The 19,368-nt window shown below is 68.0% G+C and carries 16 protein-coding genes and 1 pseudogene; 7 read left to right on the top strand and 10 right to left on the bottom strand.

The window, feature by feature from the left end; genetic code table 11:
• Window position 1: 1 nt before the first annotated feature.
• Window positions 2-970 carry a cation diffusion facilitator family transporter gene (locus ACSQ2B_RS18025; protein ID WP_436051955.1) on the bottom strand — a complete coding sequence of 323 codons (969 nt, stop codon included), beginning with the start codon at window positions 968-970 and terminating at the stop codon, window positions 2-4.
• A gap of 78 nt (window positions 971-1,048) precedes the next feature.
• On the opposite strand from ACSQ2B_RS18025, the gene ACSQ2B_RS18020 reads away from it, so the two are divergent.
• Entirely contained in the window at window positions 1,049-2,179 is a 1,131-nt protein-coding gene (locus ACSQ2B_RS18020; protein ID WP_436051953.1) for a CobW family GTP-binding protein, read from the top strand.
• 210 nt (window positions 2,180-2,389) lie between these two features.
• Here ACSQ2B_RS18020 and ACSQ2B_RS18015 read toward each other — a convergent pair whose 3' ends face one another.
• Complete coding sequence (locus tag ACSQ2B_RS18015) at window positions 2,390-3,028, bottom strand: TetR/AcrR family transcriptional regulator (RefSeq protein ID WP_436051951.1); 639 nt, start codon at window positions 3,026-3,028, stop codon at window positions 2,390-2,392.
• 151 nt (window positions 3,029-3,179) lie between these two features.
• Here ACSQ2B_RS18015 and ACSQ2B_RS18010 point away from each other — a divergent pair, with 151 nt between their 5' ends.
• From ACSQ2B_RS18010 to ACSQ2B_RS18000, 3 genes and pseudogenes are all read left to right on the top strand, one after another.
• Window positions 3,180-3,995 (top strand): UDP-2,3-diacylglucosamine diphosphatase, encoded by an 816-nt coding sequence (locus ACSQ2B_RS18010; RefSeq protein WP_436051949.1) that lies wholly within the window; start codon window positions 3,180-3,182, stop codon window positions 3,993-3,995.
• Between the two features lie 84 nt (window positions 3,996-4,079).
• A pseudogene (locus ACSQ2B_RS18005) lies at window positions 4,080-4,271 on the top strand (TetR/AcrR family transcriptional regulator); the annotation flags it as partial.
• 165 nt (window positions 4,272-4,436) lie between these two features.
• Complete coding sequence (locus tag ACSQ2B_RS18000; RefSeq protein WP_436052606.1) at window positions 4,437-5,534, top strand: glycosyltransferase family 4 protein; 1,098 nt, start codon at window positions 4,437-4,439, stop codon at window positions 5,532-5,534.
• 215 nt (window positions 5,535-5,749) lie between these two features.
• Here ACSQ2B_RS18000 and pstB read toward each other — a convergent pair whose 3' ends face one another.
• The 4 genes from pstB to pstS all read right to left on the bottom strand — a co-directional run bounded on the left by pstB (window position 5,750) and on the right by pstS (window position 9,527).
• On the bottom strand, window positions 5,750-6,559 hold the full coding sequence (gene pstB, locus ACSQ2B_RS17995) for a phosphate ABC transporter ATP-binding protein PstB (RefSeq protein WP_436051947.1): 810 nt from the start codon (window positions 6,557-6,559) through the stop codon (window positions 5,750-5,752).
• On the bottom strand, window positions 6,556-7,422 hold the full coding sequence (gene pstA / locus ACSQ2B_RS17990) for a phosphate ABC transporter permease PstA (RefSeq protein ID WP_436051945.1): 867 nt from the start codon (window positions 7,420-7,422) through the stop codon (window positions 6,556-6,558). Before pstA ends, pstB begins: the two co-directional genes overlap by 4 nt.
• Before the next feature lie 11 nt (window positions 7,423-7,433).
• Window positions 7,434-8,399 (bottom strand): phosphate ABC transporter permease subunit PstC, encoded by a 966-nt coding sequence (gene pstC / locus ACSQ2B_RS17985; protein WP_436051944.1) that lies wholly within the window; start codon window positions 8,397-8,399, stop codon window positions 7,434-7,436.
• Between the two features lie 90 nt (window positions 8,400-8,489).
• Window positions 8,490-9,527, bottom strand: a complete 1,038-nt coding sequence (pstS, locus tag ACSQ2B_RS17980) for a phosphate ABC transporter substrate-binding protein PstS (RefSeq protein WP_436051942.1) — start codon at window positions 9,525-9,527, stop codon at window positions 8,490-8,492.
• A 267-nt stretch (window positions 9,528-9,794) separates the two neighbouring features.
• On the opposite strand from pstS, the gene ACSQ2B_RS17975 reads away from it, so the two are divergent.
• Window positions 9,795-11,366 (top strand): OprO/OprP family phosphate-selective porin, encoded by a 1,572-nt coding sequence (locus ACSQ2B_RS17975; protein ID WP_436051940.1) that lies wholly within the window; start codon window positions 9,795-9,797, stop codon window positions 11,364-11,366.
• Between the two features lie 203 nt (window positions 11,367-11,569).
• On the opposite strand, the gene phnE is transcribed toward ACSQ2B_RS17975, so the two are convergent.
• From phnE to phnC, 3 genes are read right to left on the bottom strand one after another with little or no spacing between them, the layout of a single operon-like run.
• Window positions 11,570-12,385 carry a phosphonate ABC transporter, permease protein PhnE gene (gene phnE, locus ACSQ2B_RS17970; RefSeq protein WP_436051938.1) on the bottom strand — a complete coding sequence of 272 codons (816 nt, stop codon included), beginning with the start codon at window positions 12,383-12,385 and terminating at the stop codon, window positions 11,570-11,572.
• Window positions 12,385-13,386, bottom strand: a complete 1,002-nt coding sequence (phnD, locus tag ACSQ2B_RS17965; RefSeq protein WP_436051936.1) for a phosphate/phosphite/phosphonate ABC transporter substrate-binding protein — start codon at window positions 13,384-13,386, stop codon at window positions 12,385-12,387. Before phnD ends, phnE begins: the two co-directional genes overlap by 1 nt.
• Window positions 13,383-14,177: a phosphonate ABC transporter ATP-binding protein gene (gene phnC, locus ACSQ2B_RS17960; RefSeq protein ID WP_436051934.1), complete on the bottom strand. Its 795-nt coding sequence runs from the start codon at window positions 14,175-14,177 to the stop codon at window positions 13,383-13,385. Before phnC ends, phnD begins: the two co-directional genes overlap by 4 nt.
• A 304-nt stretch (window positions 14,178-14,481) precedes the next feature.
• On the opposite strand from phnC, the gene ACSQ2B_RS17955 reads away from it, so the two are divergent.
• Both ACSQ2B_RS17955 and ACSQ2B_RS17950 read left to right on the top strand, forming a co-directional pair.
• A complete protein-coding gene (locus ACSQ2B_RS17955) occupies window positions 14,482-15,753 on the top strand; it encodes a type III PLP-dependent enzyme (RefSeq protein WP_436051932.1) in 1,272 nt (423 codons plus the stop codon).
• Window positions 15,754-15,852: 99 nt separating this feature from the next.
• The gene (locus ACSQ2B_RS17950) at window positions 15,853-16,920 is read left to right on the top strand and encodes a 1,9-bis(guanidino)-5-aza-nonane synthase (RefSeq protein ID WP_436051930.1); all 1,068 of its coding nucleotides are present in this window, start codon (window positions 15,853-15,855) and stop codon (window positions 16,918-16,920) included.
• 317 nt (window positions 16,921-17,237) lie between these two features.
• On the opposite strand, the gene ACSQ2B_RS17945 is transcribed toward ACSQ2B_RS17950, so the two are convergent.
• On the bottom strand, window positions 17,238-19,316 hold the full coding sequence (locus tag ACSQ2B_RS17945; protein ID WP_436051929.1) for a TonB-dependent siderophore receptor: 2,079 nt from the start codon (window positions 19,314-19,316) through the stop codon (window positions 17,238-17,240).
• Between the last annotated feature and the right edge of the window lie 52 nt (window positions 19,317-19,368).

Below are 19,368 nucleotides of genomic sequence, written 5' to 3'. Positions count from 1 at the left end.
TTCAGCAGACGTGGCCGTGCCCGCCGCCGCCGCGAACTTCGATGGTCAGGTGCGAGAGGCCGGGAATGTCCTCCAGGCGCGCGCGATAGGTTTCCGCCGGCGCCGGCGGATCGGCGGTGACCACCGCCACGGCGGCGTGATGCCCCGGCCCCAGCCGCCAGAGATGCAGGTCCAGCACGCGCGCTCCGGCGGCCTCGAGCCGGGTGCGGATCTCCTCGGTCAGGACCGGAGAGGGATTGACGTCCAGCAGGGCGGCGCCGGCGCGGCGGATCAGGCTGTAGGCGAACTGCGCCACCAGGCCCGCGCCGATCAGCCCCATCAGCGGATCGGCGAAGCCCCAGCCCAGGGCCTGACCGGCCGCCAGGCCGGCGATCGACAGCGCGGAGATGATGGCGTCGGCGGTCAGATGCAGGTGCGCCGCCGACAGGTTCAGGTCGCCCTCGGGGTCGTGATGGGCCTTCGCGCTGCGGCTTGGCCGCAGCAGCCAGACGCAGATCAGGGTCACGACCAGGCCGGCTCCCGCCAGCGGGATCGCCGCGCCGAAGTCGACCACCTCCGGCGTCAGCAGCCGCTCGATGCTTTCGACCGCGATGGTGACGGCGGTGATGACCAGGACCACGGCGTTGGCGAAGCCCGCCAGATAGCCGACCTTGCCCGCCCCGAAGGCGAACCGCGCGTCCCCCGCCAGTCGCCGCGCCAGCCAGTAGGCCCCGGCCGCGGTCAGCAGCACCGCCACATGGGCGGCCATGTGCAGGCCGCTGGCGGTGAGCGCCATGGAATGGAACAGCGTCCCGCCCGCCAGCTGGGCGGCGCAGGTGACCGCGCAGATGGCGACCACGATCCAGGTGCGCCGCTCGTTGCGGCGGTGGTCGGCGCCCAGATAGGTGCGATTGCTGCGGAAGCCGTCCAGCTCTCGCGGCGGCTCGCGCCCGGTGAAGGCGATGGGATCGGGTCGGGCGGCGCTTAGCATCGGACCGTTACTTTATAACACGCACGCCTGGACACAAGGCGCTTCATAAGTCGGCTCGCGCCCCTTACATGGGACGGCATGACCGATAAGACGCCCGTCACCGTGCTCACCGGCTATCTTGGCGCCGGCAAGACCACCCTGCTCAACCGCATCCTCTCGGAGGACCACGGCAAGCGCTACGCCGTGATCGTCAACGAGTTCGGCGAAGTGGGCATCGACAACGACCTGATCGTCGGCGCCGACGAAGAGGTCTTCGAGATGAACAACGGCTGCGTCTGCTGCACGGTTCGCGGCGACCTGATCCGGGTGCTCTCCGGCCTGATGAAGCGCAAGGGCAAATTCGACGCCATCATCGTCGAGACCACGGGCCTGGCCGATCCCGGCCCGGTGGCGCAGACCTTCTTCGTCGACGAAGAGGTGCGGGCCAAGACCCAGCTCGACAGCGTCACCGCCGTGGTCGACGCCAAGCACCTGCCGCTGCGGCTGGCCGACTCCAAGGAGGCGATCGAACAGATCGCCTTTGCCGACCAGATCATCCTGAACAAGACCGACCTGGTCACCGAGGCCGAGCTGGCCGACGTCGAATCGGCGATTCGCAAGCTCAACCCGCTGGCGCCGATCCACCGGGCCCAGCGCTCCAACGTGCCGCTGGAGACCATCCTGGGCCGCCACTCCTTCGACCTGGAGCGGATCACCAGCCTGGAGCCGGACTTCCTCAACCCGGGCCATGGCGAGCCAGGCCACGTGCACGACGAACACTGCGACCATGACCACCACAGCCATGATCACCATGGGCACGACCACGCGCACGAGGGGCATTCGCACGAGGGGCATGTCCACGACGAGCACTGCGGCCACGACCATCACGACCATGACCATGGCCATGGGGCGATCCACGACCATGTCGCCGAGTCCGGCATCCGCGGGGTCTCGCTGACCAGCGACAAGCCGCTGCATGGCGTGCGCTTCACCGCCTGGCTCAACAATGTGCTGCAGACCCAGGGTCCCGACATCCTGCGCGGCAAGGGCATCATGGATATCGCCGGCGAGAACCGCCGCCTGGTCTTCCAGGCCGTGCACATGATCCTCGAGGGCGACTACCAGGCCGACTGGAAGCCCACCGAAAGGCGCTACTCCCGCATGGTGCTGATCGGCCGCAACCTCGACGAAGCCGCCCTCAGGGCGGGCTTCGAGAGCACGGTGGCTTAGGGGCGTCCTGGGGTAGAGTGATCCGCCCCCACGACTGTCATCCCGGTTTTTCGCGAAGCGAAAAGACGGGGACCCAAGAACACGACGTTCCAGGCATGATCGCGGCTCGGCCGCCGCGGAACTCGGCCACGCCGTGTTCTTGGATCCCGGACAACCGCTGCGCGGTTTCCGGGATGACAGCGCCCCAAAGGGGAAGCATCCGGCGCGTCCCTACTCCGCCCAGAGATCCTGGATGTCGCCCTTGCGGTTGAGCATGCGCACCGCGCGCTTGACGATCGCCAGCAGGCGGTCGCGGCGAGCGTCGACGTCATAGGTCATGGCGCCGCGCGCCAGGCCTTCGAGCATGAAACGGCCCAGGTCGCGGCTCGCCTGGAAGCGCGGGTCGTGGCCAGCCTGGACGAGGGCGCCGAAGCGGTCGCCGCCGACCTGGGCGTGGTCGAAGGCGTTCTGGGCGCTCGCCAGCTGCTCGCGCAGCATGGCGTCGGTGCGGGCCGCGGCCTCCAGCTCGGCGAAGGCGACGAACGGGGTCTCGTGCAGCAGAGCCCAGTAGGTGTCGATGGCGTGCTCGGCGGCGTCGATCCCAGGCGCCGCCGGGGCGGACGCGGCGCGTTCGAGAAGCCTGGCGCGCTGCAGGTCGATGTGGGCGACGGCCGCCTGGACCAGCTCTTCGCGGGTGGAGAAGTGATAGAGCATGGCGCCGCGCGTCAGCTTCGCCGCCTCGGCGATCACCGCATTGGTCGCAGCATGATAGCCCACCTCGGCAAAGAGGTTCATCGCCGCATCGAGGATGCGCGCGCGGGTGCGAAGCGACTTCGGCGTCGCCTTCGCCGGATTTGTTCTGGCGTCCATCGGGACCAAATTATTCGCAAACCGGGGAGGTTTATTCGGCGGCTCTCTAGCAGGACAACTGCAGAACGCGCCAGCACCCTGCCTAACTTCATGAAACCGACATGCAATCGGCCTAGGCGCTGGACGAAATGAAGGCGCCTGGAGAGCTGAAGTGACCGAGCTTCCGACCCGCCGCTACCGTAGCGTGTTTATCTCCGATGTGCATCTCGGCACGCGGGGCTGCCAGGCTGAACTCCTGCTCGACTTCATCCGGCACGTGGAGTGCGACGCCCTATATCTGGTGGGCGACATCGTCGACGGCTGGAAGATGAAGAGCGGCTGGTTCTGGCCGCAGAGCCACAATGACGTGGTGCAGAAGATCCTGCGCCTGGCGCGCAAGGGCGTGGCGGTCACCTACATCCCCGGCAATCACGACGAGACGATCCGCGATTTCTGCGGCGTCCACTTCGGCGGGGTGGTGGTGGCGCGCGATGCGATCCACGAGACCGCCGACGGCCGGCGCTTCCTGGTCACCCACGGCGACGAGTTCGACGGGGTGGTGCAGCACGCCCGCTGGCTGGCCTTCCTCGGCGACTGGGCCTACCGCACCGTGCTGGCGGCCAACACCATGATCAACGGCGCCGGCCGCAGGCTGGGCTTCGGCTACTGGAGCTTCTCGGCCTTCCTGAAGACCCGGGTGAAGAACGCCCTGCAGTTCATCGAGAATTTCGAATCGGCCGTCGCCGAAGAGGCGCGCCGCCGGGGGGTCGACGGGGTGATCTGCGGCCACATCCACAAGGCCGAGATGCGCGACATCGACGGCGTCGCCTACATCAACGACGGCGATTGGGTGGAAAGCTGCACGGCCCTGGTCGAGCATGCGGACGGCCGGCTGGAGATTTTGGAGTGGGCGAAGCTGCGCTCCTGGTCGGCGATCGACCGCGCCAGGAGCTCGGCCGAGTCCCAGATGGAACCCATTGCGGCCTGAGCGGTTGGTCCTGCCGCGCCGCCCCGCCCTGCCCAGATCCGGCTTGATTGACACCGGCAGAGAATTGCTGACAGTGCCGCTGCCATGACGCCTCCCTCGGCCCCGCATCCAAACGCGCGCGACCGACAGCGCGAGGAAACGCGCGAGCAGATCCTGCGCGCCGTCGCCCGCCAGCTCGAATTCGGCCAGATGGAGGACGCCAGCTTCGCCGAGATCGCCCGGGAAGCCGGCGTCGGCGAACGCACCGTCTACCGCCACTTCCCGACCCGCGAAGCCCTGCTGGGCGCCTTCTGGAGCTGGATGCAGACCCAGGCGCAGGCGCAGACCCTGGCCCAGGTTCTGGCCCAGCCTCAGGCCCAGGTGATCGAGCGGCCGAGGTCGTCCCCGGCCATGCCGCGCATCCGCGAGACCATCAAGGCCTCGCGCGACACCCACCGGCCGATGCGCATCCTGCTCGCCACCGACGCCTGGGAGCCCCAGGTCAACGGCGTGGTCCGCACCCTGACCCGGGTGGCGAAGGAGCTGCGCGACATGGGCCACAAGGTCGAGGTGATCAGCCCCGACCAGTTCAAGACCTTCCCGTTGCCGACCTACGCCGAGATCAAGGTCGCGATCGGCGTCTACGAGCCGGTGCAGGAACGCTTCAAGGCGTTCGAGCCCGAAGCCATCCACATCGCCACGGAAGGCCCGATCGGCCTGGCCGCCCGGCGAATCTGCGTGGAATGGAAGCTGCCCTTCACCACCAGCTACCACACCCGTTTCCCGGAATATGTCTCGGCGCGCCTGCCGCTGCCGCTGGCCGCCGGCTACGCCTATATGCGCTGGTTCCACAAGCCGTCTGGGCGGCTGATGGTGGCGACCCCGACCATGCGCGACGAGCTTTCGCAGCACGGCTTCCGCAACATCTCGTCCTGGTCGCGCGGCGTCGACACCGAAACCTTCCGGCCGCGCGCCGAGGGCGAGCCGGACGTCTTCGAAGGCCTGGCCCGGCCGATCTTCCTCTACGTCGGCCGCGTGGCGGTGGAGAAGAACATCGAGGCCTTCCTGGCGATCGACCTGCCGGGAACCAAGGTGGTGGTGGGACCGGGTCCCCAGCTCGACGAGCTGAAGGCCAGATACCCGAACGTGGTCTTCCGCGGCGCCCGGTCGGGCGGGGACCTCTCGGCCCATTTCAGCTGTGCCGACGTCTTCGTCTTCCCCTCGCTCACCGACACCTTCGGCCTGGTGATCCTCGAGGCCATGGCGTCCGGCACGCCGGTGGCTGCCTATCCGGCGCCCGGCCCGATCGACATCATCCCCAATTCCAGGGCCGGCGTGCTCGCCGGCAGCGCCACCGAGGGCCTGCGCGAAGCCTGCCTGGAATGCCTCAAGCTCGACCGCAAGACGGTCCGCGCCTTCGCCGAGAAGTTCTCCTGGCGCGCCTGCGCCGAGGACTTCGTGCGCAACCTGCAGCCCTATCCGGAACCGGAGAAGACCCGCTTCTGGCGCCGGCTGCGGCGCCTGGCCCGCGTGCGCCGGCGCCGGCCGGAAGCGGCCTGACTTCCTCTCCCGCACGGCGGGAGAGGGGGACCGCGGGCCGAGCGTAGCGAAGAGCCCGGGGTGGAGAGGACATGCCCCAAGCGCGGCGCTATTCGCCCCGAAGCTCAGCTGAAGATCCTGGAACGCGGTGCGGCGGCTCGCCCTCTCCACCACCCGCACTGCGGCGGACGGTCCCCCTCTCCCGCACAGCGGGAGAGGAACGGCGGCTGCGTCGCCTAGCCGAACCGGCCGGTGATGTAGTCGCTGGTCCGCGGGGTGGCGGGCCGGGTGAAGACCTGGTCGGTCGGGCCGTATTCGATCAGCTCGCCCAGGTACATGAAGCCCGTGTAGTCGCTGATGCGGGCCGCCTGGCCGAGGTTGTGGGTGACGATGACGATGGTGTGCTCGGCCTTCAGCTGACTGACCGTCTCCTCGAGCCGGGCGCTGGAGATCGGGTCGAGCGCCGAGGTCGGCTCGTCGAGCAGCAGCACTTCCGGGCGAACCGCCACGCCGCGGGCGACGCACAGCCGCTGCTGCTGGCCGCCGGAGAGGCCAAGGCCCGAGCCTTTGAGGTTGTCCTTCACCTCGTCCCAGAGCGCGGCCTTGCGCAGCGCCTCCTCGACCCGGGCGTCCATGTCCGCATGGGAGAGCTTTTCATAGAGGCGCACGCCGAAGGCCACGTTGTCGTAGACCGACATCGGGAAGGGCGTGGGCTTCTGGAACACCATGCCGATGCGCGAACGCAGCCGGGCTAGGTCCACCTTCGGGCTGAGGATGTTCTCCCCATCCATCAGGATCTCGCCTTCGGCGCGTTGGCCCGGATAGAGGGCGTACATGCGGTTCAGCGTGCGCAGCAGGGTGGACTTGCCGCAGCCCGAGGGTCCGATCAGGGCGGTGACCCGGTTGCGGGCGAACGAAGTCGACACCGACTTCAGCACCCGCGTCTTGTCGTAGAAGAAGTCGAGGTTCTTGACCGCGATCTTCACCTGATCGGCCTGGATGGGCGCGATGCTGACGTCGAGATTTTCGGCTTTCATCGTATTCATGAACGTCGGGGCTCCTTGGCGATTGCGCGCGCAAGCAAGGTCACGCCCAGGACCGCCGCAGCGATCAGGAGCGCGCCGGCCCAGGCGAGGCGACGCCAGTCATCATAGGCGCTGAGGGCGAACTGGAAGATGACAACCGGCAGATTGGCGGTCGGATGGCTGAGGTCAACCGAGAAGAACTGGTTGTTCAGGGCGGTGAACAGCAGGGGCGCGGTCTCGCCGCTGATCCGGGCGAAGGCCAGGAGGGCGCCGGTCAGCATGCCGCTGCGCGCCGAGCGCCACAACACCGTCTGGATGATAAAGGAGAGCGGCGCGCCCAGCGCCACGCCCGCTTCGCGCAGGGGGGCCGGCTGCAGCGACAGCACGTCCTCGGTGGTCCGGGTGATCACCGGGACGGCCAGCAAGGCGAGCGCCACGGCGCCGGCGAAACCGGAGAAGCCTTTGAACGGCGCGACCAGCAGCTCGTAGACGAACAGGCCGATGAGGATTGAGGGCGCGGAAAGCAGCACGTCGTTGAGGAAGCGCACCACGCTGCCGTAGCGGCTCTTGCCGGCGTATTCGGCGAGCCAGGTGCCGGCGAGCACCCCCACCACATTGGCGATGACCATCGCCAGCAGGCACATCAGGATCGAGCCGACGATGGCGTTGGCCAGGCCGCCGACGGAGCCTGGCGCCGGCGTCGACTTGGTGAAGACGTCGAGGTTCAAGCCGCCTAGGCCCTGGCTCAGCAACGACCAGAGGATCGCCGCCAGGGCGAGCAGGGCGACGAAGGTGACGACGACGCAGAAGGTCTGGAAGGCGGCGTCGGCGATCTTGCGCCGGATGACGCGGCTTGCGCTGGCGTTCACGGCCGTTGCGCTCATGGGCGTTGCAGTCACCGGCGTTGCTCCGCGTTTCGCAGCATCAGGCGCGCCAGCGCCAGGACGACGAAGGTGATGACGAAGAGGACGAAGCCCAGGGCGATCAGGGCGGAGCTGTGCACCGGGCTGGTGGCCTCGGTGAACTCGTTGGCGATGGTGGAGGCGATGGTCGAGCCACTGTCGAACAGCGAGCCTGGCATGCCGTGCGCGTTGCCGATGATGAAGGTCACCGCCATGGTCTCGCCCAGCGCCCGGCCGAGCCCCAGCATGACGGCGCCGATCGCGCCGCCGCGGACATAGGGCAGGGTCACCGACATCACCACCTCGGCGGTCGTCGCGCCCAGGGCATAGGCGCTCTCGCGCACTGCGGCCGGCACGGTCTGCAGCAGCTCGCGCAGGGTGGCGGCCATGAAGGGCAGGATCATGATGGCCAGGATGATCGAGGCCGAGAGGATGCCCGAGCCGTTCGGCACGCCGACGGTGAGCTTCTCCAGCAGCGAGCCGGGCTTGGCCGCCATCATCATCGGCATCTGCACATATTTCGAGAACAGCGGGGCGAAGACGAACAGGCCCCACATCCCATAGACGATCGACGGGATGCCGGCGAGCAGCTCCACCGCCGTGCCGATCGGCCGCCTGAGCTTCGCCGGGCAAAGCTCCGTGAGGAAGAAGGCCACGCCGCCGGCGATCGGCAGCGAGATCAGCAGCGCGATGGCCGCGGTCACCAGGGTGCCGACGATCGGACCGGCCGCGCCATAGACGTCGGTGACCGGGTTCCAGGTCGAGGTGGTGAAAAAGGCGGGGCCGAAGCGCTTGAACGCCGGCCAGCCGCCGATGAAGAGGGAGACCAGCAGGCCCCCGAGGGTCGCCAGCAGGGCGGTGGCTGCGGTGAAGCAGACCGCCTCGAAGATCCGGGCCACGAAGGCGCCGCGCGGCTGCGATCGGCGTACGGGCGCCTGGGAGATGGCGGCGTCTGTCATGGGCGCGCTCTACTCGGGATGTGCGACAGTTCTACGACATTCTCGTCACGATACGCTCCCCGCCCGCGAGCGGGCAGGGAGCGGCTCGTCCTAGCGGTAGACCGGCTTGTTGTCCGGGCCCGTAACCTTGGTCCAGGAGCGGCGGATCAGCTCCTTGACGCTGGCCGGCATCGGCACGTAGTCGAGCTGGTCGGCGGCGCCGTCGCCGTTCTTGTAGGCCCAGTCGAAGAATTTCAGCACTTCAGCGCCCTTGGCCGCATTGGCCTGCTTGGCCTTCACCAGGATGAAGGTGGCGCCGGTGATCGGCCAGGCGTTCGGAGCGGCCTGGTCGAGCAGCAGCAGGTAGAAGCCCGGGGCCGACTGCCACTTGGCGCCAGCGGCGGCCGCGGCGAAGTTCTCGGAGGTCGGCGACACGAACTTGCCGGCCTTGTTCTGCAGCAGGGTGTAGGTCATGCCGTTCTGCTTGGCGTAGGCGTATTCGACGTAGCCGATGGAGCCCGGCGTCTGCTTGACGAAGGCGGCGACGCCGTCGTTGCCCTTGCCGCCGATGCCGGTCGGCCATTGCACCGAGTCATTGCCGCCCACCTGAGCGGCCCAGCGCGGCGCCTTCATGGTCAGGTAGCTGGTGAACAGGAAGCTGGTGCCGGAGCCGTCCGAGCGGTGCACGACGGTGATCGGCATGTTCGGCAGCGGCACGCCCGCGTTGGTCTTCGCCAGAAGCGGGTCGTTCCACTTCTTGATGACGCCACGGTAGATGTCGGCGATCTGGGGGCCGGTCAGCTTGATCTGGCCCGACTTGATGCCCGGAAGGTTGACCACCGGCACGACGCCGCCGATCACGGTCGGGAACATGACGAGGCCGCTCGCGGCCAGGTCGTCCGGCTTCATGGGCTTGTCGCTGGCGCCGAAGTCCACGGTGCCCGCAGTGATTTGCTTGATGCCGCCGCCGGAGCCGATCGCCTGATAATTCAGAGCGTTGCCGGTCTGCGCCTTATAGGTCTCGGCCCATTTGGCGTAGACGGGCGCCGGGAAGGTGGCGCCGGCGCCGGAAATGGTCGCGGCCTGCGCCACGGTGGCGCCGGCGACGATCAGGGCGGCGCCGAGGGCGGCCCCCAGGGTCTTCAACATGGTTCTCTCCAGAGTTAAGAGCGCCCCATCCATGTCGCTCTAGCGGGGCGGTCCTTACCGGCCCTGCATCTCAGGTTTGTGACACCTTCCGCGGGCTGAGAATCTTTAGTGACAGCCCACGCCCGCCCCGACATCGGTTTTGTCATCGATCTGTCATCGGACTGTCGGCGAGCCGTCACGCCCCGCGGATAGACCCCCGGCCGGGCGACCTGGGCGAGCCTTCAAAGAGGCCGTCCGGCGTCATCGCCACAAGAATGGGGGATACCAATGATGCTTTCTAAGACGCGGTCGCGCGTCGCGCGCGCCGCCTTCGTCGCGCTCTTGATGTCGAGCGCCGCCACCGGCGCGCTCGCCGCGCCCGCCGCCCGCGACGCGAAGCTGCAGGCCATGCAGCAGCAGCTCGACGAGATGCGCGCCCAGATGGAGCAGATGCGCGCTCAGAGCGGCCAGAGCGAGCAGCTCGCCGCCCTGCAGCAGCAGCTCGCCGATTTCGGCCAGCAGCTCGCCGACATGAAGTCGGCCCAGGCCGCCGCGGCCTCCGACATCATCACCCTGAAGACGCCGACCGGCTCGACCGTCGTGCCGAAGCTCTCGAACGGCCGGCCGACCTTCGCCACCGCCGACGGCAACTTCAGCGCCGGCCTGAAGGCCGTCGTGATGTTCGACGCCGCCAGCTATATGCAGAAGGACAATCTGCCCAGCTCCGTCGCCGCACGCGATCTGAACGACGGCACCAACTTCCGCCGCGCCCGCTTCGGCATCGACGGCACCCTGTTCAAGGACTTCTCCTACACCCTGCTCTACGAATTCGGCGGGTCGGGCGCGGAAGAGGCCGGCCGCATCCAGGAGGCCTTCTTCCAGTACAACGGCCTGAAGCCGTTCCGCTTCCGCCTCGGCGCGTTCGAGCCCAACATCGGCCTGGCGGCGGCGTCCTCGACCAGCGGCATGCCGCTGCTGGAACGTCCGGCCTCCGCGGAGATCGCGCGTAACGTCGCCGCCGGCGACGCCCGCAGCGCGCTGCAGGTCTCGGCCAACGGCATCTTCGGCGAAGGCGACACGGGCTTCGCGTCCCGCTGGTTCGTTTCGACCGCGGTGACCGGCAACGTTGTCGGCCAGAGCAACGCCGGCGGCGGCGGCGGCGAGCAGCAGGCCTGGATCGGCCGTGTCGCCGTGGCGCCGTTCAATGCGAACGGCCTGCAGGCCCACCTCGGCGCCAACGCCCAATACGTCTTCCACCCCGCCGACGCGACCGGCCCGACCGGCACGGGCACGCGGTACGGCATCCAGCTGCGCGACCGTCCGGAACTGCGCGTCGACGGCGCCCGCCTGATCGACACCAGCTCGATCGACGCCAACCACGCCTCGGTCTACGGCGCCGAAGCGGCCCTCGGGTACCGGAGCTTCCTGGTCGAAGGCGAATATTTCAAGTACGACATCGAGCGCCGCGTCACCGGCACGACGACCCTGGCCGATCCCGAGTTCGACGGCTGGTACGTTCAGGGCTCGTGGGTGCTGACCGGCGAGGCCCGGGCCTACAACGGCGCCGACGCCCGCTTCGATGCGCCCAAGCCGAACTTCAACTTCAACCCGGCGGCCGGCACCTGGGGCGCCTGGGAAGTCGCGGCTCGCTACTCGACGGTCAACCTGAACGACCTCGGCGCCGGCGTGCGCGGCGGCGAGCAGAAGATCGCCAGCGTTGGCGTCAATTGGTACCTCAATCCGACCATGCGGTTGATGCTGAACTACCTGCACGTCGACGTCGATCGCCAGAACAGCGCCGGCGCCCAGATCGGCCAGGAGTACAACGCCGTCGCGCTGCGCAGCCAGCTCAGCTTCTAAAGACCCTATCCCCTTAGAACTTGGCCGCCGCGGATCCCTCCGCGGCGGCCTTTCTTTTTGATGGATGGCATTCACACATCTTTCAACGCCGGCCCCGGGCAAGGCGGACGCAGGTCTGAACGCCTCTCCCCGCTTGCGGGGAGAGGCCTCGAGACGTGGCGCCAGATGTGTGAATCAAAGTGGGAGGCTCTGGGCGGCAGCCTCTATATCAGCCGGCTGCGCATGGCCTGGGAGAGCAGGTCGATCAGCGAGACGGCGAGGATGATCACGACCACCATCGCCGAGAGCTTGTGGAACTGGAAGGCGTTGAGGGTCTCGAACAACAGCTGGCCGATGCCGCCCGCGCCGATCAGGCCGAGCACCGTCGCCGAACGGGCGTTCGACTCGAAGCGGTAGAGGGCGAACGAGGTCCAGTGCGGGGCCACCTGGGGAACGACGCCCCAGACCAGCTCCTGCAGCTTGCTGGCGCCGGTGGCGCGGATCCCGTCGACCGGCCCGCGGTCGATCGCCTCGACCGCCTCGGAGAAGAGCTTGGCCAGGACGCCCCCCGTGTTCAGCGCCAGCGCCATGACGCCGCTGAACGGACCCAGGCCCACGGCGACGATGAACACCAACCCGATCAGCAGGTCGGGGATCGAGCGCAGCAGGTTCATCAGCAGCCGCAGCGGCTGCTGCAGCCAGGGCGGCGAGACGTTGCGCGCGCACCCCAGGCCAAACGGCACGGCGATCAGAATGGCCAGGACCGTGCCCCAGAGCGCGATCTGCACCGTCAGCCACATCTGCGAGACATAGAGCCTCCAGTCGGTGAAGTCCGGAGACAGGAACTCGCGCCCGAACTCGCGCATGTTCTCCGACCCGGTGACCAGCTTGACCACGTGGGCCATGTCCACCGGACCGAAGCTGACCAGCAACAGCGCCAGCACCCCGCCCCAGACCAAGATGTCCGGCGCGCGCTCGGCGAGGCTGCGGCGTGGCGGCAGGAGGGCTCCGGACCCCGGGCCGGAATCAGGAAGGCTCATCAGACGTCGGGGTTGGCGGCGCGGCGTTGGGCGGCGGCGGCCCGCACCTTTTCGAAGTTCGCCTCGGCCGCGGCGATCTTGGCCTTGTCTCCGGACTTGCGCGCATCGGCCACCCCCTGGCCGGCCACCATCTCGCGCACCGGGTCGAGATAGCCGTCGTCGGCCGGCCGGAACCCGCCATAGGCCAGCTTCTTCAGCACCTCGCGCTGGCGGTCCGCCTCGGCGCCCGTCCCGGTCCCGTAGGTGATGAAGAACTGGCGGATCTTCTCCTTGAGCGCCGGGTCGAGGTCCTTGCGCACCAGGATCGAGGATTCCGGCAGCGGCGGCGAGGTCCAGATCACCTCGACCCTGGCGGCCAGGGCGGGGTTTTCACGTTGGGCGAACATCACGCCCACGGTGTTGTTGGTGGCCACGTCGACGACGCCGTTGGCGACGCCGAAGAAGTTGGCCTGGTGATTGGCGGCGCGAACCGCCCGGAAGCATTTGGAAGGCTCCAGGCCGCGCGGGGTGAAGAGATAGGTCATGGGCGCCAGCGTGCCCGAGGTGGATTCCGCGTCGCCGACCCCGAAGCTGTACTTGCGGCCGCACTTCACGACGTCGTCGAGGGTGATTCCCTTGTCCTTGCGAGCGATCAGCACCGAGCGGTAGGTGGCGTCGCCGCCGGCGTCGACCACCCGGCCCAGCACCTCGGCGTCGGCGCGGTTCACCGCCTCCAGCGCCGGACGCGCCGAGAACCAGCCGGCCTGCACCTGGCCGAAGCGCATGGCTTCCACCAGCGAGGTGTAGTTGGTGGCGAAATAGGGCTTCACCGGCACGTCGATGGCCTTGGCGAGGTCGTCGAGCAACGGCTGCCACAGCGGCTGCATCGAGGACTGGCTCTCGGCCGAGAGGATCGAGAAGGTCAGCTCCGTGGGACGCGTCCCGGTCAGCTGTTCCTTCTGACCGCAGCCAGCCAGCGCCAGCGCGGCCGCAAGCCCTGCGAGCAGGCGGCGGCGGATCATGTGGGGGCTCCTTCCCAGAACGCGTCCTCGAACTCAGGACCATAGATCTCGACCAGTCGCTCGCGGCTCAAGCCCGAGGGCGGGCCATCGTACACCAGCCGGCCAGCCTTCAGCGCCACCACCCGATCGCAGTAGCGCAGGGCGTAGTCCACCTGATGAAGAGTCACCAAGACGGTCAAGCCGTCGGATTTGTTCAGGCCCCGCAGCAGCTCCAGCACGCGGCGGGCGGACACCGGGTCGAGCGAGGCGACCGGCTCGTCGGCCAGCAGGATCTCCGCCTGCTGGACCAGGGCGCGGGCGATCGCCCCGCGCTGCTGCTGGCCGCCGGACAGCGCGCCGGCGCGCTGTCCGGCGTAGTCGGCGACGCCGACCCGCTGGAGCGCCGCCATGGCCGCGCTGCGCACCGACGCCGGCCAGACGCCCGTCAGCCCGCGCCATAGGCCGATGCGGCCGAGCGCGCCCAGGGCGACGTTGGTGAAGAGGCTGAGCCGGTCGATCAGGTTGAACTGCTGGAAGATGACGCCGATGCGGCTGCGGATCGCCCGGACCTGCCCGCTCAGCCGCCCATCCGCCTGCACGGTCTGGCCGAAGGCTTCGATGCGGCCTTCGCCGCGATCGAGGGCGACCAGGCCGCCGATCGCCCGCAGCAGGGTCGACTTGCCGGAGCCGGAGGGACCGATCAGCGCCACCATCTCGCCCCGGGCCAGGGCGACGGAGACGCCCTCCAGCGCGCGGCGGCGGCCGAACGTCCTCGAGGCGTTGCGAACCGACAGAACGGCGGCGTCAGTCATGTCGGAGGAGGCATCCCCTAAGGAGCATGCGCACCCGAACGTGCGCAGGACGCGTGATCTTGCCCCTGAGCCGCGGCGCCACGCGAGAAGTTTCATGCCACGGGCCGGTTCTTACGGTCCAGCCTGCCCCCGGGCAGGGGCGCCGGGCGACGCCACGCCGCATTCCCGATCATGCATCGAGCCAAGATCAAATCTTTACATGCCGGCCATTACCCCCTACATGCGCCTCTCCGGCGGACCCGATGTCCTAAAAAGCGCTGCTAACGCCGGTCTGGGTTCAACAATCCGTTGGGGGTTGCGTGAGGTGCACAAGTACCATACGCCCCTGGACCTGGTCCGTGAGCGGTCCCCGGAACGTCCTGTCGCGCTTGCGCGGCCGGACGCCGTGGCTGTAGCGGCGCGCTGGTTCCAGGCTAGTTTCAAGGGCGACGTTTTTTACGCCGTGAAGGCCAACCCTTCGCCATGGGTCATCGAGACCCTGGTGGAGAACGGCGTCACGTCGTTCGATGTCGCGTCGGTTCCCGAGATCGAGCTGGTGGCGCAACACGCCCCAGGCTCGCGCATGGCCTTCATGCACCCGGTGAAGAGTCGCGCCGCCATTGCGGCCGCCTACTTCGACCATGGCGTGAGGACCTTCTCGCTCGACACCCACGAGGAGCTGCAAAAGATCCTCGAGGCGACCGGCGGGGCCAACGACCTCTCGCTGATCGTCCGTCTGGGCGTTCAGACGGAAGGCGCGTCCTATTCGCTGTCCGGCAAGTTCGGCGTCCCGCTGCACGACGCCCCCGCCCTCCTGCTCGCCGCACGCCGTGCGACCCAGGATCGGATGGGGGTCTCCTTCCACGTCGGAAGCCAGTGCATGCGGCCGACCGCCTTCCAGGCGGCGCTCGCCCAGGCCAACCGCGCCATCGTGCGAGCGGGCGTCCTGGTCGACGTGGTCGACGTGGGCGGCGGCTTCCCCTCGGTCTATCCGGGCATGATGCCGCCCGACCTGGCGGACTACCTCGACTCGATCGACCGCGGCTTCGCCGAGATGTCGGTGCACGAAGACACCGAGCTGTGGTGCGAGCCGGGCCGGGCGCTGGTGGCCGAAGCCTCCTCGATCCTCACCAAGGTCGAGCTGAAGAAGGCTGACGCGCTCTATCTGAACGACGGCAGCTACGGCAGCCTGTTCGATGCGGCGCACGTCAAATGGCCCTTTCCGGTCAAGCTGTACCGCGGCGAGGGCGCCGAGGTTCGGGAAGTCGAAAGCCCGCTGAAGCCCTTTCGCTTCTACGGTCCGACCTGCGATTCCATGGACCACATGCCGGGTCCGTTCTGGCTGCCGGAGGACGTCCGCGAGGGCGACTACATCGAGATCGGCATGCTGGGCGCCTATGGCGTGGCCATGAACACGCGCTTCAACGGCTTCGGCGACGCCGAAACGATCGTCGTTGAAGATGCGCCGATGGCGTCCATGTACGGGCTCGCGGGCCGTGTCATCCGCGTGCCGCGCGAACAGCGTGAGGACGAGCGCAAGGTGGTCCGTCTGTCGCGGCCCAAGGGCGCCGCCGGCAAGAGGCGCCGCAGGCGCTAAAAGGCGTCACGATTGTGAGTTAAGGCGTGGTCGGTCGCTCCGTCCCGACCACGCCTTTCTATTGGACGGGCGATCACCCTCAGAAGGGAACTTCCGACGATGAACGCTCCTGTTCAGAAATCTAACCGCAAAGCCGAACTGCTCTCGCGCACCGTCGAGCATGTGGCGATCAACCAGTACGACGCCCGCCCCGTCATCGACGCGATGCGGAACATGAGCTTCACCAGCCGCGACACCGCGCGCGCAGCGGACATCTTCTCGATGGCGCTCGAAGACGAGGGCTGCTCGACCTGGCTGACGCTGGCGGGCTCGACCAGCGCCGGCGGCTGCATGCACATCTACCGCGACATGCTGCAGTACGGCCTGATCGACGTGATCGTCTCCACCGGCGCCTCGATCATCGACATGGACTTCTTCGAAGCGCTTGGCTTCAAGCACTACCAGGCCAAGCCGGGCGAGGTGGTCGACGACCGCGACCTGCGCGCCAACTACATCGACCGGATCTACGACACCTACATCGACGAGGAAGAGCTGCAGGCCTGCGACGAGGCGATCTACCAGATCACCAATTCGCTGGAGCCCCGCCCCTATTCGAGCCGCGAATTCATCCACGAGATGGGCAAGTGGCTGGCGGCGGGCAACGCCAAGAAGCCGAACTCGCTGATCGAAACCGCCTACCGCGAAGGCGTGCCGATCTTCTGCCCGGCCTTCACCGACTCGTCGGCCGGCTTCGGCCTGGTGAAGCACCAGGTGGAGCGGATGAAGGCGGGCAAGCCCTACCTGACCATCGACTCGATCGCCGACTTCCGCGAGCTGACCGACATCAAGATCGCGGCCGGCACCACGGGCCTGTTCATGGTCGGCGGCGGCGTGCCGAAGAACTTCGCCCAGGACACCGTCGTCTGCGCCGAGATCCTCGGCCACGAAGTCGACATGCACAAATACGCCGTTCAGATCACCGTGGCCGACGTGCGCGACGGCGCCTGCTCGTCCTCGACGCTGCAGGAGGCCTGCTCCTGGGGCAAGGTCGACGTGACCTGGGAGCAGATGGTGTTCGCCGAGGCCACCACCGTGGTCCCGCTGATCGCCTCCGACGCCTGGCACCGCGGCTCCTGGAAGACCCGCCAGAAGCCCCGCTGGGCCAAGCTGTTCGACAAGGCGGCCTAAGCCGAGAGTTCAAAGCCCTCTCCCCCCGGGAGAGGGCTTTTTCTTTGCCTTGGAACACGTTCCGCAAGTGCGGGCGCCGCCGCCAGACTGCCGAGAAGACGCGCCTCTCCAAGCGCGCCGGCCTCCAGACGCCGGGGGGAGCGACGCCTGGCGGCCGTTGGGTGTCGCGGGGCGGCGGCTCAGGCTGTGAGCGCCTCGCCCGCAGGCGCCGGCAGAATGGCGGCGGCGACCGCCTGGGCCTCGCCCGCGTCAGGACTGACGGCGCGCGCCCAGAGAAGAAGGCTCGAGAGACCAGCGACTGCCGGCCCGCCCCAGCCCTAGAAGGCGTAGTCGAGCCGCACGGAGACGTTGCGCGGCGCGCCGTAGTAGGCCTGGTTCCACTGCAAGCTTCGGAAGTACTTCTTATCGCCGACGTTCTTGACGTTCAGCGTCGCGCGCACCTTCTCGGTGACGTCCACCGAGGCCGTCAGGTCGACCACGGCGTAGCCCCCCTGCTTCACGGTGACGATGTCTTCGGTGGAGATGTGGTCCTGCCAGCGCACGGCGCCGCCGAGCTTCAGGTTGCGCAGCTCGGGGAAGGTGTAGGTGGTGGAGGCCTTTAGGGTGCGCCGCGGAATGTAGGTGCGGATCGGCGTATCGGTCGGGCCATCGATCTCCAGGTCGGTGAAGCCGCCGGCGATGGTCCACTGGTCGGTGATCCGGCCCGCGGCCTCCAGCTCATAGCCCGTCACCTTGGTGTCGAGGCCCTCGTAAAAGGTCTTCCCGTTCTTGACCCCCGCGGCCTCCGCCAAGCCCAGCTGTTCGGCCTTGTAGACGGCGGCGGTCAGATAGAGCCGCCGGTCGAAGAACTCGCTTTTCACCCCCGCCTCGAAGCTCTTGCCGTGGGCGGCGGTGAGCTTCTCATCGTTCACATCGGTCTGGGACTGCGGATTGAAGATGTCCGTGTAGCTCGCATAGAGCGAGACCTGGGGCGTGAGGTTGTAGATCAGGCCGACGTAGGGACTGACCTTCGACTCCTCTCGCGCCTGGTCGGTTGCATAGGAGAAGCCGGTCGTCTTCAGTTTGACGGCTGTGGCGCCGACCACGGCGCTGAACTGGTCGGTGAAGACGAGCCGCGCCGAGGCATAGGCCCGGTAGAGCTTCTCGGCGCTCTTCGCGGACAGGTATTCTCCGGGATAGACCGGCTCGGCGACCTGCTCGCGTCCCCAGAGGCCGATTGCCGGATAGGCGGGAAAGTCGCCGTAGAAGTCCTCGAACTCCTTGTTCGTGGAACGTGAGGCGCTGGCGCCGACCGCCAGCTGGTGCGTCCGGCCGAAGAGCTCGAACGGCCCCGAAGCCGTGACGTCGAACAGATATTGCCGGGCGCTGTTCGGATAGCGGCCGGTCATGGCGCCGACGCCCAGACCGGTCACCGGGTCGGGGTTGCCGAAGGCGTAGAGCAGCTTGGCGTCCTTCTCGATGCTCCGGTAGGTCGTCGTGGCCTTGGCGGTCCAGTCGTGCGGCAGGGCGTAGCTGGCTTCGACGAAAAACGTCTCGTCAAGCACGTCCCAATAGGTCCAGTCCGCCGAGGTCGAAGCCGACCTCGGGTAGTCGATCGGCGGTCCGTCCGAATAGACGAGCGGCAGGGCGCCCCAGAGCACGCCCTTGGCTCGGTTGTCTTGTCGCGAATAGCCCCCGGTGAGGGTCAGGTCGGGCGTTACGTCCCAGGCGACCACGCCATAGAAGACGCCGCGCTTCTGCTTGCGATAATCCAGGTAGGAGTCGGCGTCCTCGCCGGCCAGGATCAGGCGCCCGCGCACGGAGCCCGCCGCATTCAGCGGTCCGGAGAGGTCGGCCTCAAGGCGCTTGAAGTCCCACGACCCGACCTCGGCCGAGAGTTCGCCCTTGAACCCTTCGGTCGGCCGCTTGCGGACGTAGTTGATCGTCGCCGAGGGGTTGCCGATACCAGTCATGATGCTGTTGGCGCCGCGGATGACCTCGACTCGGTCGAACATCACCGTGTCCAGCGCGCCGAACTGGATGCCGCTGGCCAACGGAACGCCGATCCCGTCCATCTGGAAGTTGGTGATGTCGAAGCCGCGGGCGTTGTAATAGGTGCGGTCGGTCTCGACCTCCTCGACATTGATGTTCGGCACCTGGGCCAGCAGCGCGTTCACGTCGGTCAGGGCGAAGTCGCGGATATGCTGGGCTCCCACCACAGTCACCGCCTGGGGCGTGTCGCGAACGCTGAGCGGCAGGCCCGTCGCCGAGGCGACCGCCTCCCGCGCCGGCCGGGTGACCACCACCTCGTCAACCACCTTGGCCCGCCCTTCGGCGGCGTCCTCGGCATGCGCAACACTGACCGCGCCCAAGGCGGCGGAGGCCAGAAGCGAAAGCTTGGAGACGCGGAACAGCATGCGGAGACCTTGAGAATGCGAATGACTCGCAGGCGCATTAGCGGAGCGCGCG

This window comes from Phenylobacterium sp. LjRoot225 (assembly GCF_964252855.1).
Lineage (GTDB): Bacteria > Pseudomonadota > Alphaproteobacteria > Caulobacterales > Caulobacteraceae > Phenylobacterium.
This window is presented reverse-complemented; position numbering and strand designations above follow the sequence as displayed.